The following is a 14,722-nucleotide window of genomic DNA, read 5'->3' as shown; positions in this document are numbered from 1 at the left end:
GATGGATGCCGTACCGCCAGCAGGCGGCCGGTAAAAACTATAAAAGGAGATTCACGATGAAATTGAAGTTCACGGTCTTCGCGGCTGCGGCCATGCTCGTGTCGAATGCGGCCCTGGCCGACGCCAAGCAGGCGCAAACCTGGATCGACAAGGAATTCCAGCCATCCAGCCTGAGCAAGCAGCAACAGCTTGCTGAAATGAAATGGTTCATCGATGCGGCGGCCAAGCTGAAAGCCAAGGGCATCAAGGAAATTTCCGTGGTCTCGGAAACCATCGACACCCACGTCTACGAATCGAAGACCCTGGCCAAGGCCTTCGAGGAAATCACGGGCATCAAGGTGCGCCACGACATCATCCAGGAAGGCGACGTGGTGGAAAAGCTGCAAACGTCCATGCAGTCGGGCAAGAGCATCTATGACGGCTGGATTTCCGATTCCGACCTGATCGGCACGCACTACCGCTATGGCGCCGTCGAACCGCTGTCCGACTACATGGCCGCCAAGGGCAAGGAATTTACCAATCCTGGCCTGGACCTGAAGGATTTCATCGGCATCAGCTTCACCACGGCGCCCGATGGCAAGGTGTACCAGTTGCCCGACCAGCAGTTTGCCAACCTGTACTGGTTCCGCGCCGACTGGTTCGCGCGCAAGGATTTGCAAGCCAAGTTCAAGGCCAAGTATGGTTACGAGCTGGGCGTGCCGCAAAACTGGTCAGCGTATGAAGACATCGCCGACTTTTTTACCAATGACGTGAAGGAACTGGACGGCAAGAAAGTCTACGGCCACATGGATTACGGCAAGAAAGATCCATCGCTGGGCTGGCGCTTTACCGATGCGTGGCTGTCGATGGCTGGCGCGGCCGACAAGGGCATTCCTAACGGCATGCCGGTCGACGAGTGGGGCATCAAGGTGGCGGCCGACAAGTGCACGCCCGTGGGCGCCTCGATGTCGCGCGGCGGCGCCACCAATTCGCCGGCCGCCGTGTTTGCGCTGACGAAATATATCGACTGGATGAAGAAATACGCGCCGCCGCAGGCGAACGGCATGAATTTCTCGGAATCGGGCCCCGTGCCGGCGCAGGGCGAGATCGCCCAGCAAATCTTCTGGTACACGGCATTTACGGCCGGCATGACGAAACCGGGCTTGCCGGTGGTGAACAAGGACGGCACGCCGAAATGGCGCATGGCGCCGTCGCCGCACGGCCCGTACTGGAAAGAGGGCATGCAGAACGGCTACCAGGACGTCGGTTCCTGGTTCCTGTTCAAGTCCACGCCCGATGACCGCAAGGCGGCCGCCTGGCTGTACGCGCAATTTGTCACGTCGAAAACCGTGTCGCTGAAGAAATCCATCGTCGGCCTGACCTTCATCCGCGATTCCGACATCCGCCACGATTATTTCACGAAGCACGCCAATGAATACGGCGGCTTGATCGAGTTCTACCGCAGCCCCGCCCGCGTGGCGTGGACGCCGACGGGCAACAACGTGCCCGACTATCCGAAGCTGGCGCAGCTGTGGTGGAAAAACGTGGCCACGGCCATCACGGCGGAAAAAACGCCGCAGGCCGCCATGGATAACCTGGCCGAGGAAATGGACCAGGTCATGGCGCGCCTGCAGCGGGCCGGCATGAAGGCGTGCGCGCCCAAGCTCAATCCGAAGGGCGACCCGAACCAGTACCTGTCGGACCAGCACGCCCCGTGGAAAAAGCTGGCGAATGAAAAGCCGAAGGGCGAAACGATTGCCTACGATAAATTATTGCAGGCTTGGAAAGAGGGCAAGGTCAGGTAGTCGTGTAAACTCCTGCAGCCGCTTTCCCGGGGCACGGGCCTTTGCCCGTGCCTTTTTTACCGTCTAGCCGTAGTAGCGACCATGACCAAATACATACTTGCTTTAGACCAGGGCACCACCAGTTCGCGCGCCATCCTGTTTGACCACGCGGGCCGGCCGCACGCCAGCGCGCAGCGCGAATTCCGCCAGATTTTCCCCCAGCCGGGCTGGGTCGAGCATGACGCCGGTGAAATCTGGGCCTCGCAGGAAGGCGTGCTGCACCAGGTCTTGCGCGACAGCGGCGTGGCCGCGTCCGACGTGGCCGCCATCGGCGTGACCAACCAGCGCGAAACGACGGTGCTGTGGGACCGCGCCACGGGCGAACCCGTGGCCAACGCCATCGTCTGGCAAGACCGGCGCAACGCCGCGTTCTGCGAGCAACTGGTGGAACAAGGCAAGGCGGACCTGATCCAGCGCAAGACGGGTTTGGTGCTCGATGCGTATTTTTCCGCCACGAAATTGAAATGGCTGCTCGACAACGTGGCCGGCGCCCGCGCGCGCGCCGAGCGGGGCGAATTGGCCTTCGGCACGGTCGACAGCTGGCTGATCTACAAGATGAGCGGCGCCCACTTGACGGACACGAGCAACGCGGCGCGCACCATGCTGTTCAATATCCACACTTTGCAGTGGGACACGGATTTGCTGGCGCTGCTGGACATTCCCGCCTCGCTGCTGCCCGACGTCGTGCCGTCGAGCGGCGTGGCCGCGCACACGCATGCGGCCTTGCTGGGCGTGTCCGTGCCCATCGCCGGCATCGCGGGCGACCAGCAGGCGGCCACGTTCGGCCAGGCCTGTTTGCAACCGGGCATGGCGAAGAATACCTACGGCACGGGCTGCTTCATGCTGATGAACGTGGGCAAGCGCCCGCTGCCATCGAAAAACCGGCTGCTGACGACGGTGGGCTGGAGCTTGGGCGCGGGCAGCGACAAGACTGATTACTTGCTCGAAGGCAGTGCCTTTATCGCGGGCGCGGCCGTGCAATGGATGCGCGACGGCATCGGCATCATCCGCGACTCGTCCGAAGTGGAAGCGCTGGCCACCAGCGTGCCCGATTCGGGCGGCCTGGTCTTCGTGCCCGCGTTCGCCGGGCTCGGCGCGCCGTACTGGGACCCGTACGCGCGGGGCACCCTGATCGGCATCACGCGCGGCACGGGCAAGGCGCACATCGCGCGCGCGGCGCTGGAAGGCGTGGCGTATCAAAACGTCGACGTGCTGTCGGCCATGCAGGACGATGCGGGCATCGCGCTATCCGAATTGCGCGTCGATGGCGGCGCGGCCCGCAACGACATGCTGATGCAGTTCCAGGCCGACATCTTGAACGTGCCCGTGGTGCGCCCCGTGGTGACGGAAACGACGGCCCTGGGCGCCGCCTACCTGGCGGGCCTGGCCGTGGGCTTCTGGGCGTCGGAAGAAGAAATCGCCGCGCAATGGCAGGTGGGGCGCCGATTCGAGCCGGCCATGGCGGCCGATGAACGCCTGAGCCGGCTGCACAAGTGGCAGCGGGCGGTCGAGCGCTCGCGCGACTGGAGCGAGTGATTGCTCACTGGCCTGGCCTTGCCATAAGCCTTGCCACGCGCTTTAGCAGGCCCGGCAGCAACAGGGCCGCGCTTGCGGCGCACAGGGCGCTGGCGGCATAGGCAAAGCTCGCCGTGATCGATTGCGTTGCAAATGCCAGCGCGAAACTGCCATACAGCACCGCGCCGCACAGCGCGCCCACGCAGGCCGACAGCCAGTGGCCATGCGCCACGTCCACACGCCGCGCCAGCGCGCCAAAGGCGGCGATGCACACCCCCAGCATCAGCGCGCCAAACAGGTACAGGCTTGCAGCGGCGCCGATCGGCTCCGCATCGGCGGCGGCCATCGACGGCACGGCGCATGCGGCCACCAGGCCAAAACTGGCGGCAAAGGCAAGTATCCTCATGTTCAGGATTTCACGTAATACACAAGGTAGCCCACGGTTTCCCTGGGTACGGAATACAGGTCGCGCAACTCGAAATACGGCGCATGCACGTTGCCGCTGACATCGATACCGGCCCGTGCCAAGGCCAGCCGGAAGCGGGGCACGTGAAAATATTGCGTGGCGACCATGGCCGTCTTCCAGCCGCGTGCGCGCATCAATGCCGCCGCGTTGCGGGCCGTGGCATCCGTGGTCCAGCCTTGATTATCCTCAAGGATGGCGCCGGCGGGCACGCCGTGCTTGAGCAGGTAGCGGGCCATAGCTGCGGCCTCGTCGAACCCTTCCTTGCCCGTCGCCCCGCTGACGAGGATGCGCGGTGCTCGCCGAGCCTGGAATTGCGTCAGCGCCGCGTCGAGCCGCGCCTGCAGGCGGGGGCTGGGCGTGCCGTCGGGCAGGATGGTGTTGCCAGGCACGACGATGACGTCGGCCGGGGCCAGCTTGTCGTCGAGGCCTTCCAGCACCAGCGTGGCGGTGGCCAGCGAGAACGTTATCAGCGCCAGCAGGGCGGTCAGTGTCAATCTTCGCATCGTCAGGCATCCGGCAGGTTTTTCGTGAGCGCGACTGTAGCAGATCGCGCCGCGATTTGACCATTCGCAAGCCGGCGCAGGTGGATTTTCGCCTATGCTAAACTTGGTGATCTGGCAACCTGATCCCCTTACTTGCATTGGAGAACCAGCATGACAGCCGTATCCAGCATCCTGATTGCCATCGCTTTCGCCGCCCAGGCGGACCAGTATGAGCATGCCGAACGTGCCGGGCGCGGCGATGACATCCAGCTCGTCTGCTATGGCGAGGCAGAAAAAACCGTCATGGAAAATCGTTCCGGCATGGAATGGGACAATGACAAGCATCAATATGTGCAGAAATCCACCGTGGAAACGGGCAAGAGCCGTTTCGATACGGCCGTCAACGTCAGTATCCAGGGCAGCGCGGCGCAGATCCGTTTGCCGAAGCAGCTGATTCCACCGATTCATGGCGACAGCAACGACGGCTGGTGGGATCTGATGGATTTGATCGTGGGCCACGATGAAATCCGCGGCCGTTTCCGTCTGAACGCCCTGAACCGCCCCACCGTGGTGATCAACCGCCGCAGCGGCGTGATCACGGTCGACGGCATGATCAAGTTCAGCGGCCGCTGCGACGCCGATGACGGGCACCGGCGCTTTTAAGAAGCCAACTCAGGCGGCGACAGCCGCCTTGCGCGCACGCTGGTTTGACAGGTAGATATTGTCCTTTTCCAGCGCTTTGCCTGCGCGCACGGCATCGAGCCAGTCCTGCGTGCTGGCGACGGCGGCGAAATTCGAATGAAATACGCTGCTGAAGACGCGGTGGATTTCCTCGGCGCTGGCCGTGCCGCCCGCATTGGCGTAGGGCAGGGTGCCGGTGGCGTCCTGCAGGAACTCGACTTGCAAGCCGTCGTGCGCGGCGTGGTAGATGGTGGCGGCGTCGCAGTTGTGCGTCATGTAGCCGATCACCGTCAGGGTGTCGATGCCGTGGCTCTCCAGCCAGGCGCGCAAGTCCGTGCCCGCAAACGCGCTGCCCATGGCCTTGTTGATGCGGTGGTCGGCGGCAAAGGAAGCCACTTGCGGGTGCAGCTGCCAGCCGTCGCTGCCTTTTGCAAAGATGGGAGAAGCTTCCGGCGCATCGTGCTGGACGACGATGACGGGCACGCCGGCGGCGCGGGCGGCGGCCATGGCGGTGACGATGTTCGGCAGGGAAATCTCGACGGACGGGTATTCGATCGGCAAGTCGCCCGTGAAGTATTCATTTTGCACGTCGATGACGAGCAGGGCGCGGCGCGGTGCGGTAGTGTTGGACATGTGTGACTCCTGAATGGTTGAAAGAGGAAGGACTTCCCCGATACAGCCATTTTCAAGCCGCGCGCCGTAAACAAAAAGTGGCCCGAAGGCCTATCTGCGATAAAATCGGGCCATGCCTACTTTTCCAGCTTCTTCCCCCTTGAGCGTGGCCGTGATCGCCTTCGACGGCATGACGCCATTCCACTTGTCCGTGCCTTGCCTTGTGTTTGGCGCCCAGACGGACGAGGCCGACCTGCTGCCTTTCCACGTGCGCGTCTGCGCCGCCGACCCCGTGCCCTTGCGCACGGCGGCCGGCTTCGGCATCACGCCCGAGTTCGGCCTGGAAGGGCTGGACGGCGCCGATATCGTCATCATGCCGGCCTGGCACGACGATTGCCGCGACGCGGCGCCATCCCTGGTCGCGGCGCTGCAGGCGGCCAGCGGGCGCGGCGCGCGCATGGTGGGCCTGTGCCTGGGCGCGTTTCCCCTGGCGCAGGCGGGCTTGTTGGATGGCAAGAGTGCAGCCACGCACTGGGGCATGGCGGACCGGCTGGCGGCCCGCTACCCCAAAGTCAAGGTGGACCGGGAAGTGCTGTACGTGGATGATGGCGGCGTGCTGACGTCGGCCGGCGTGGCGGCCGGCCTCGATTGCTGCCTGTATCTGCTGCGCCAGCTGGCGGGCGCCGAGGTGGCCAACCGGGTGGCGCGCCGGCTGCTGGTGGCGCCGCACCGCCAGGGCGGGCAGGCGCAATTCATCGAGCGCCCGCTGCCCGTGTCCGGCAGCGAAGGGCGTTTTGCCGAAGTGCTTGCCTGCGTGACGGCCAACCTGGGCGTGGCGCACAGCATCGATGCGCTGGCCGAGCGGGCCGCCATGAGCCGGCGCAATTTCACGCGCCACTTCCGCCAGGCGACGGGCACGTCGTTCAAGCAGTGGCTGCTGAACCAGCGCCTGGCGCATGCGCAAGGCTTGCTGGAGAAAAGCGCCGCGTCGATCGATGTCGTGGCGCAGGAGGCGGGCTTTGGCACGGCCCTGTCGCTGCGCCAGCATTTCCGGGCCAGCTTGCAGACGTCGCCGTCGGCGTACCGCAAGCTGTTCCGGCAGCGCTCGGCCGATGGCGTGGCCTGAGTCCGGACACGGCCCTTCTTATTGTTAATTAATGAAGTGCATTTCTAGTTGTGCTGGGATAATATTCACGCGGATTTTATATATTGACATCACCCAGCCGAAAGAGACGCGCTTGAAAAACCTATTTCCCATCACTGCACTGGCCTTCTTCCTGTTCTCAAACACGGCGCTTGCCCAGACTGGCAAGGACTGCACCGCCATCGTCCAGTCCGCGCAAGACGCGGCAGACAGGGCGGATTGGGTGATCGATGGCGATGTCGTCGATGTCGTGCGCATGCATTCCGACCCTGAGCGCCTTCATGTCAGCATTGACAATGCCAAGGTTGAATACGAGCTTGAGCGTTCACCCCGTTTCTTCAGTGCCATGTTGATCGCCGATGCGTGTTTTTCAGAAAGCGCAATACCCGTGCGGGGTAAGGCCGCCGCCAGTCAGCTCGTCGGCAAGCGCATGCGCTTTTATGGCACAAAACTGACAGCAGGCGGGGGACGCCGCTTTTTCTTCGTGCAAGCCGTCGCCCCGGCCATGCCTGCCATTGCCGTGGTGCGCAAGGAATATACGGATAAAAAACAGCTGCCTATCGCTGCGCCGTTCGATGCGCAGGGCTGGACCCGGGCACGCTCGGCAGATGGCGGTTTTTCAGTGGACATGCCCGGCCCTTTTTCCGATATGACGAAGGGCAGTGGCGGGCAAGCGGCGTTCATGCTGCGTGGAACCGACCGTCATGGCTCCACGTTCATGGCTGTGTTTGAACGGTCCGGTCCTGGTTCGAGCATGGGCGCAACGTTTGACGATGCATATTTCAAGCCGAATGCCAATGTCACCAAGTTCAAGGGCGCCGATGCCGTCATCACGCAGGGAACTTTACCTGAAAGCAATGGCGCAAAGATCACGCATGGACTGTGGTTCCGCGTGCCTGGTGGAACGTATATGTTGAGCGTCATTGCCGACAAGGAACATGATGCACAGTCGCTCGCATCCCGACAGCGATTCTTCCAGTCACTGACCTTTGAATAGCATCATCGCTGGATCCCGGCTGCCGTTGGGCAGCTGCGCGCTGACGGCGATTTGCCGCGCGATGAAGGCGGTCTGGTCAAATTCGTAGCGCTCCTGGAACGAAACGGTTTCCGCGCTCATCAGTTCGGCATACGTCTGCATCAGGGTCGCGGCGCAGCGGACATTGCCTTGCTCCAGATACGTGTCGATGGCGGCCAGCAGCACGGGGTAATCCGCGTTTTCCTTGCTGCCGCCGAAGTTGAACGACAATTGCCCGCAGGCGCGCCAGATGGGATCAAGTTCGCCTTCCGGCACCGCCTGCGTGCGCAGCCATTGCAAGGCCTTGCTTGGCGGGCCGCCAAACGATGGCGGCGAAATGATGGCCTGGATGGCCACCTTGACGGCTGCGTCGATTCTTCCCGCGCGCACATACTGGCCATGCAGCAGCACCAGCGCGTTCGTGTATTCGGGCAGGAGGGCCAGCGCCGCCTCCAGCAGGGTGATCGCCGCTTCAGGGTTACGCTGGGCAATCAATTCCTTGGCCGCCAGGAAGGCGGCGCGCGGCGAAGCGGGGTCGTCGGCCAGTGTTGGCGTGGCGACATATTCGTCCTCCGCTGTCGCATAGGCTTGCCGGAAGCTCGCCAGGCTGGAAAAGTGCGGCTGCAGCCGCCATTCGTCATGCCAGGTCTCGACCACGATCGGTTCGCTGGCTTCGCGGCCGATGGGCCAGTACAGGCCGAAGGTGTCGCCATTGCCCAGGGCGCCTTCGTAGAACGGGATGAAGCCCAGCGGCGGATAGGGCGCGTGGTGTTGCCAGTCTTGCTCGAGCGAGATGTGGGCGAGGTTCGCAGGTAGATGCATGGAGGTCGCGGGTGAAAGAAAACGCCAGTGTAGAGCAAGCAGGCCTGCACCCGTGCGCACCGTTGCGCCACGTGCCGGCACGCCAGGCGGAACAGCTCGCCGAGCTGATAAAATAAGCGCTTCTTCGCGCCCGGCGGTCCCGCCATGTCCAGCACACCACTTCCTGTTATCGACCTCAGCCTTCGCAGCTATGCGGACATCGGTGAACCGAGCCGGCACGATTTCGTGCAACTGGTGCTGCCCCTGCATGGCCAGTTGCTGCTGGACATCGATGGCCGGCCCGGCAAGGTGGATACGCAGCAGGGCGTGGTGATTCCGGCCCATGCCTGGCATGCCCAGCATAGCCGGGTGGCCAACCATTCCATCATTCTCGACGTGGACGCGGCCGCCGTGGCGCAGGGCAACTGGGGGCGGCTGCTGGAGCGGCCGTACACGGCGCTGGGTCCCGGCGCCCGCAAGCTGATCGAATACCTGGGGCTGATGGCGCGCCAGCAGGCGCTGACCCCGGCCATCGTCCAGGGCTGGACCCCCTTGCTGCTCGACACCTTGCTGCTGTCCGAACCGCAGACCCGTTCGCGCCTGGCCGCGCTGCTGGCGCGCGTGCAGGCCGAGCCTGGCTTGCCGTGGTCGACCGCATCGATGGCGCGCGTTGCCCACCTCAGCGTCAGCCGTTTGCACGCGCTGTTCCGTGAGGAAATGGATGCCAGCCCGCATGCCTGGCTGCAGCAGCAGAGGATAGGGCGGGCCTGCGACTTGCTCGCCGCCAGCGACGCCAGCATCGCCGAGATCGCCCTGGTGGCCGGCTTTTCCGAGCAGAGCGCGCTGACGCGGGCCATGCGCGACAGCATCGACACGACGCCGGCCGCCTACCGGCGCCAACGTCGCGAGCTTGCGTCAACAATACAGTAGCCTGCGCCAAGAAGCGCGGCGCCGCCGCGGCCACAATCTCCTTTTCAGGAGATTATTTATGTACGTCTACAATACCCGGGCAGGCATGCTGGCCGGTATCGGCGCGGGCGCCCTGTGGGGCCTGGTGTTTCTCGCCCCCGCGCTGGTGCCCGCGTTTCACCCGCTGGAACTGGCCGCCGGGCGCTACCTGGCCTACGGCCTCGTGGCCCTGGTGCTGGTCGCGCCGGCCTGGCAGCGTTTGCGCCGCACCCTGGGCTGGCGCGACTGGCGCACGCTGCTCTGGCTCAGCCTGACAGGCAACATCGTGTATTACGTCCTGCTGGCCAGTGCCGTGCAGGCGGGCGGCGTGGCGCTAACGTCGATGGTGATCGGCCTGCTGCCCGTGGTCGTCACCCTGGTTGGCAGCCGCGACCGGGACGCCGTGCCCTTGCGCCGCCTGTTTCCCTCCTTGCTGCTGAGCGCAGGCGGGCTGGGCTGCATCAGCTGGCAGTCGCTGTCCCGGGCGGGCCACGCCTCGCTGCTGGGCTTGGCATGCGCGCTGGCGGCGCTGCTGTCGTGGACGGTGTACGCCGTCAGCAACAGCCGCTCGATGGGCCGCCTGCCGGCCGTCTCGGCGCAGGAATGGAACCTGCTGACGGGCGTGGTCACGGGCGCGGCGGCGCTGCTGCTGGCGGTTCCCGCCCTGCTCATGCCGGCAGCGGCGCGCGCGCCGGCGCAATGGCTGCAGTTTACCGGTGTGGTGGCTGCCGTGGCCATGCTGTGTTCCGTCGTCGGCAATGGCTTGTGGAACTACGCCAGCCGCGTGTTGCCGCTGACCTTGATGGGGCAGATGATCGTCTTCGAGTTTTTGTTTGCCCTGTTGTACGGCTATGCGTGGGAGCGGCGCTGGCCAACGCCGGCGGAATATGCGGCGACGGCGCTGCTGCTGGCGGGCGTGCTGGCCTGCGCCGCGGCGCACCGGCCGCCGCGCATGGCCAGGGCGGCGGCCTGAACGGGCGCGGCGTTGCCGCGAATGCGGTGGCCGGTGAAGGGCAAGCGCTTCAGTCGCGTTCCGGCACCGGCACGTTGAAGCCGTTCAAGGTGGTGGAGACGAGCGCGTACAGGCCCACCAGATAGATCAGCTCGTTGGTGCCGTGCTGGCCGAAGGTGGCCAGCGCCAGCCGGTACAAGGGCTCCGGCAGCGTGCCGCCGCCGCTGAGCGCGTAGGCCAGGTCGTAGGCGATGCTCTCATGCCGGTCCAGGTCGACGGGCTTGACGTCGGCCACCAGGGTGGCCAGGCGCTCGGCCGACATGCCTTCGCGCTCGGCGACGGCGATGTGGGCGTAGATTTCATAGGCGGCGTTGTAGCGCGCGCCGACCACCAGGATGGCAATCTGGCGCACCTTGTCGGGCAGGGTGGCGTTGGCCGTCATGGCCAGGGTCAGGTCCCAGATGGCCTTGCCGATGGCCGGTTCGTGCAGCCAGGGATTCCACGGCCCCATCAGGGCGCCATCGTCGCGCACGGCGATGAAATCGTTGAAATTGCTGGTGATGCCCTTGCGCATGTCGTCATACAGCGGCTTTTGTGCGGGCGTCAGGTCTTGCGGAGCGATCAGGGGCAGGCGCATGCAACCTCCTTGCTGGGATGGTGGGCGGCGGGACGCCGGAGCCAGCCGCCAGTATAGCCATCTGGCCGGCGGCGCGCGTTCGCTGTCGTGCGCGGCCCGCCGGCGCACCGAGGCCGGCGCCGATGGGCGCCTACTTGCGCGGTTCGTGTATGCGGAATTTCCTGACGATGCCAGCCTGGTCGAACATGACGGCCACTTCGCGCGTGCCTTTTTCGCCCAGCAGGGGAATCAGCCGCGTCACGCCGGGCGCTTGCAGCTGGTTCTTGTAGACCCACACTTCATAGCCGGGATCGAAGCTGACCACGGTGGCGTTGCCCAGGGCCGCGTCGAGGTCGAGGCGGGTGGTCTTGCCCACCTTGATGTTTTGATAGATGGCGCCGTTGGCCGGCGCGCGGTTGACTTTGTATTCACTGGCGGTGCACATGGCCACGGCCAGGCCCGCGAGGCAGGAAGCTGCCAGTTTGATCAATGTGTTCATACGGACTCCCGGTGTGCATCACTGCTTCCAATCTCAGAGGGGACGGGCGTGATGTCAGGACTGGAGTGTGCTTGCGTGGCCGCGAATGTGCTACAAGATTATACAAAGGCGCATATTCCGGCGCCGTCGGTACTGGCAGATGCTACCTTCAGCGGTTCTGCAGCACCTCGGTCGACAGCGCCAGGGTTTCCTTGATTTCTTCCATCACCACATAGCTCTTCGATTGCGCGGCGCCGGGCAGCTGCAGCAGCATGTCGCCCAGTAATTTGCGGTACTCGGCCATTTCGTGGATGCGCGCCTTGATCAGGTAATCGAAGTCGCCCGATACCAGGTGGCATTCCTGCACCTCGGGAATTTGCAAGACTTCCCGGCGGAATTGCTCGAAGGCGGACGCCGATTTCTGATTCAGCGTAATCTCGACAAAGACCAGCAGCTTGGCGCCCAGCGCGGCCGGATTCACCTTGGCGTGGTAGCCCGTGATGACGCCGTCGCGCTCCATGCGCTTGACCCGCTCGATGCAGGGCGTGATCGATAGCCCCACCTGCTCGCCCAGGTCTTTCATCGAGATGCGGCCGTCCTGTTGCAGGATGCGCAGGATGTGGCGGTCCAGCTTGTCGAGGCCACGTGCCGATTCTTTAAGGATTCTCATGATTTATTGCTGAATATCTCGATTTATACGTGAACAAATACTGGCTCTTTCCCAATATGATAGCGGTTAATCTGGCACTAGCCATAAATATAATCGAGGAAACTATGCGTATTGTGATTCTGGGTAGCGGCGTCATCGGCGTCACCAGTGCTTACTATCTGGCCAAGGCAGGGCACGATGTGACCGTCATCGACCGCCAGCCGGGCCCGGCACTGGAAACCAGCTTCGCGAATGCGGGGCAAATCTCGCCCGGCTACGCTTCGCCGTGGGCCGCGCCCGGCATTCCCCTGAAGGCCGTGAAGTGGATGATGCAGCGCCACGCGCCGCTCGCCATCTCGCTCGACGGCAGCGCCGCCCAGCTGAAATGGATGTGGCAGATGTTGCGTAATTGCACACCGGAAGCGTATGCCGTGAACAAGGAGCGCATGGTGCGCCTGGCCGAGTACAGCCGCGATTGCTTCAAGGTGCTGCGCGCCGAGGCGGGCATCACGTATGAAGGCCGCCAGCAAGGCACGATGCAATTGTTCCGTACCGAAAAGCAATACAACGACGCCGCCAAGGATATCGAAGTGTTGAAGGACGCGGGCGTGCCGTACGAAGTGCTGCAGCGCAACGAGCTGTCGCGCGCGGAACCGGCCCTCGAAGCCGTCAAGAATAAACTGTTCGGCGGCCTGCGCCTGCCCAACGATGAAACGGGCGATTGCCAGCTGTTTACCACGCGCCTGTCGGAAATGGCCGTGGCGCTGGGCGTGAAGTTCCGCTACGGCGTCGCCATCGACGCGCTGCTGACGCAGGGCGACGAGATCGCCGGCGTGCAATGCGGCGCGGAAATCGTCAAGGCCGATTCCTACGTCGTGGCCCTGGGTTCCTACTCGACGGGCTTCATGAAGCCGCTGCTGGACATTCCCGTGTATCCATTGAAGGGCTATTCGATCACCGTGCCGATCGTCAACGCGGCCAAGGCGCCCGTCTCGACCATCCTCGATGAAACCTACAAGATCGCCGTGACGCGCTTCGACGACCGCATCCGCGTGGGCGGCATGGCGGAAATCGCCGGCTACAACCTGAACCTGAACCCGCGCCGCCGCGAAACCCTGGAAATGGTCGTCAACGACCTGTTCCCCGGCGGCGGCAACACCGCCGAGGCCACCTTCTGGACGGGCCTGCGCCCCATGACGCCGGATGGCACGCCCATCGTCGGCCGCACGCCGCTGCGCAACCTGTTCCTCAACACGGGCCACGGCACCCTGGGCTGGACCATGTCCTGCGGCTCGGCGCAATTGCTGGCCGACCTGATGTCGTCGAAAAAGCCGGCCATCCTGGCCGACGACCTGTCCGTCAGCCGCTACAGCGGCGCGCAGGGCGGCGGCAAACTGCAATACGCGGGAGCCTGAGATGGCGGGAAGCATGCCTCCGAAAGAACGTAGCGGCGCCATCCTGACGGTGGACCTCGATGCCGTGCGCGCCAATTACCGCCTGTTGCGCGACAAGGCCCAGCCGGCCGCCTGCTCGGCCGTGGTGAAGTCCGATGCGTATGGCCTGGGCGCCGCGCAAGTGGGCGCGGCCCTGTATGAAGAAGGCTGCCGCCACTTTTTCGTGGCGCACCTGGAAGAGGGCATCAGCCTGCGTCCGCACGTGGCGCCCGACGCGGCCATCTTCGTGCTGCACGGCCCGCCCGTCGACACGGAAGGCGAATTCACGGCCCACGGCCTGACGCCCGTGCTCAACAGCGAGCCGCAGGTGGCCGGCTGGCGCGCGCATGCGCAGGCGCTGGGCACCACGCTGGATGCCATCGTGCAGGTGGACACGGGCATGTCGCGCATGGGCCTGTCGCCGCGGGAAGTCGATGGCTGGCTGCTGGATCCGCACTTTCTTGACGGTATCAATGTGCGCTACGTGATGAGCCACCTGGCGTGCGCGGACGAGCGGCATCACCCCATGAATGGCGAGCAGCTGGCGCGTTTCACCGCCATCCGTGCCCGTTTGCCGCAGTACCGCGCCAGCCTGGCCAATTCCTCGGGCATCTTCCTGTCGCCCGACTATCATTTCGACCTGGTGCGCCCGGGCGCGGCCCTGTACGGCATCGCGCCGCAGGCCGACGCGCCCAATCCCCTGCGCTCCGTGGTGCGCCTGCAGGGCAAGGTCATGCAGACGCGCACGATTGCCGCCGGCGACCACGTGGGCTACAGCCGCCGCTACACGGCCAGCGAGCCGCGCCAGGTGGCCACTATTTCCGTTGGCTATGCCGATGGCTGGCTGCGCAGCATGAGCAACCAGGGCCTGGCCCTCGTCGATGGCGTGAAGGTGCCGCAGATCGGCGCCATCTCCATGGATTCCATCACCCTGGACGTCAGCGCCATCGCCCAGGAGCGCGTGGCGCCGGGCAGCCTGGTCGACCTGATCTGCGCCGAACACCCGGTCGACGCCGTCGCCGCCATGGCCAACACCATCGGCTACGAGGTGCTGACCAACCTGGGCGGACGCTATTACCGCGAGTACCGGGGCCTGGCACGTTAGCG

The 14,722-nt window shown here is 64.4% G+C and carries 16 protein-coding genes; 9 read left to right on the top strand and 7 right to left on the bottom strand.

The window, feature by feature from the left end:
• The first annotated feature begins 56 nt into the window (after positions 1–56).
• Together BM193_RS00860 and glpK are read left to right on the top strand one after the other, a co-directional pair.
• The gene (locus BM193_RS00860; RefSeq protein WP_092794480.1) at positions 57–1,784 is read left to right on the top strand and encodes an ABC transporter substrate-binding protein; all 1,728 of its coding nucleotides are present in this window, start codon (positions 57–59) and stop codon (positions 1,782–1,784) included.
• A gap of 81 nt (positions 1,785–1,865) precedes the next feature.
• The gene (gene glpK, locus BM193_RS00855; RefSeq protein WP_092794478.1) at positions 1,866–3,359 is read left to right on the top strand and encodes a glycerol kinase GlpK; all 1,494 of its coding nucleotides are present in this window, start codon (positions 1,866–1,868) and stop codon (positions 3,357–3,359) included.
• 4 nt (positions 3,360–3,363) lie between these two features.
• On the opposite strand, the gene BM193_RS00850 is transcribed toward glpK, so the two are convergent.
• On the bottom strand, positions 3,364–3,744 hold the full coding sequence (locus BM193_RS00850) for a hypothetical protein (RefSeq protein ID WP_092794475.1): 381 nt from the start codon (positions 3,742–3,744) through the stop codon (positions 3,364–3,366).
• A gap of 2 nt (positions 3,745–3,746) precedes the next feature.
• The gene (locus BM193_RS00845) at positions 3,747–4,307 is read right to left on the bottom strand and encodes a YdcF family protein (RefSeq protein ID WP_092794472.1); all 561 of its coding nucleotides are present in this window, start codon (positions 4,305–4,307) and stop codon (positions 3,747–3,749) included.
• Positions 4,308–4,457: 150 nt separating this feature from the next.
• On the opposite strand from BM193_RS00845, the gene BM193_RS00840 reads away from it, so the two are divergent.
• Entirely contained in the window at positions 4,458–4,949 is a 492-nt protein-coding gene (locus tag BM193_RS00840; protein WP_092794470.1) for a hypothetical protein, read from the top strand.
• A 9-nt stretch (positions 4,950–4,958) separates the two neighbouring features.
• Here BM193_RS00840 and BM193_RS00835 read toward each other — a convergent pair whose 3' ends face one another.
• A complete protein-coding gene (locus BM193_RS00835) occupies positions 4,959–5,600 on the bottom strand; it encodes a cysteine hydrolase family protein (RefSeq protein WP_092794467.1) in 642 nt (213 codons plus the stop codon).
• 112 nt (positions 5,601–5,712) lie between these two features.
• Here BM193_RS00835 and BM193_RS00830 point away from each other — a divergent pair, with 112 nt between their 5' ends.
• Entirely contained in the window at positions 5,713–6,705 is a 993-nt protein-coding gene (locus tag BM193_RS00830; RefSeq protein ID WP_175533114.1) for a GlxA family transcriptional regulator, read from the top strand.
• Positions 6,706–6,817: 112 nt separating this feature from the next.
• Complete coding sequence (locus BM193_RS00825) at positions 6,818–7,720, top strand: hypothetical protein (protein ID WP_092794462.1); 903 nt, start codon at positions 6,818–6,820, stop codon at positions 7,718–7,720.
• Here the strand turns inward: BM193_RS00825 and BM193_RS00820 are convergent.
• Positions 7,703–8,560: a tetratricopeptide repeat protein gene (locus BM193_RS00820; protein ID WP_092794459.1), complete on the bottom strand. Its 858-nt coding sequence runs from the start codon at positions 8,558–8,560 to the stop codon at positions 7,703–7,705. The two genes, BM193_RS00825 and BM193_RS00820, sit on opposite strands and share 18 nt — an antisense overlap.
• 144 nt (positions 8,561–8,704) lie before the next feature.
• Here BM193_RS00820 and BM193_RS00815 point away from each other — a divergent pair, with 144 nt between their 5' ends.
• Both BM193_RS00815 and BM193_RS00810 read left to right on the top strand, forming a co-directional pair.
• Positions 8,705–9,469 carry an AraC family transcriptional regulator gene (locus tag BM193_RS00815; RefSeq protein WP_092794457.1) on the top strand — a complete coding sequence of 255 codons (765 nt, stop codon included), beginning with the start codon at positions 8,705–8,707 and terminating at the stop codon, positions 9,467–9,469.
• A 58-nt stretch (positions 9,470–9,527) separates the two neighbouring features.
• On the top strand, positions 9,528–10,460 hold the full coding sequence (locus tag BM193_RS00810) for a DMT family transporter (RefSeq protein ID WP_092794454.1): 933 nt from the start codon (positions 9,528–9,530) through the stop codon (positions 10,458–10,460).
• A 49-nt stretch (positions 10,461–10,509) separates the two neighbouring features.
• Here BM193_RS00810 and BM193_RS00805 read toward each other — a convergent pair whose 3' ends face one another.
• The 3 genes from BM193_RS00805 to BM193_RS00795 all read right to left on the bottom strand — a co-directional run bounded on the left by BM193_RS00805 (position 10,510) and on the right by BM193_RS00795 (position 12,203).
• Positions 10,510–11,076 (bottom strand): carboxymuconolactone decarboxylase family protein, encoded by a 567-nt coding sequence (locus tag BM193_RS00805; protein ID WP_092794452.1) that lies wholly within the window; start codon positions 11,074–11,076, stop codon positions 10,510–10,512.
• 130 nt (positions 11,077–11,206) lie between these two features.
• Positions 11,207–11,554: a hypothetical protein gene (locus tag BM193_RS00800; RefSeq protein ID WP_092794449.1), complete on the bottom strand. Its 348-nt coding sequence runs from the start codon at positions 11,552–11,554 to the stop codon at positions 11,207–11,209.
• Between the two features lie 148 nt (positions 11,555–11,702).
• On the bottom strand, positions 11,703–12,203 hold the full coding sequence (locus tag BM193_RS00795; RefSeq protein ID WP_071322999.1) for an Lrp/AsnC ligand binding domain-containing protein: 501 nt from the start codon (positions 12,201–12,203) through the stop codon (positions 11,703–11,705).
• Between the two features lie 104 nt (positions 12,204–12,307).
• Here BM193_RS00795 and BM193_RS00790 point away from each other — a divergent pair, with 104 nt between their 5' ends.
• Positions 12,308–13,597, top strand: a complete 1,290-nt coding sequence (locus BM193_RS00790) for a D-amino acid dehydrogenase (RefSeq protein WP_092794445.1) — start codon at positions 12,308–12,310, stop codon at positions 13,595–13,597.
• A 13-nt stretch (positions 13,598–13,610) separates the two neighbouring features.
• Entirely contained in the window at positions 13,611–14,720 is a 1,110-nt protein-coding gene (gene alr / locus BM193_RS00785) for an alanine racemase (RefSeq protein WP_254785758.1), read from the top strand.
• Positions 14,721–14,722: the final 2 nt, after the last annotated feature.

It is taken from the genome of Janthinobacterium sp. 344, from assembly GCF_900112025.1.
GTDB lineage: Bacteria > Pseudomonadota > Gammaproteobacteria > Burkholderiales > Burkholderiaceae_D > Janthinobacterium.
Note: the sequence above shows the minus strand (reverse complement) of the source record. Positions and strands in the feature narration are given on the sequence as shown.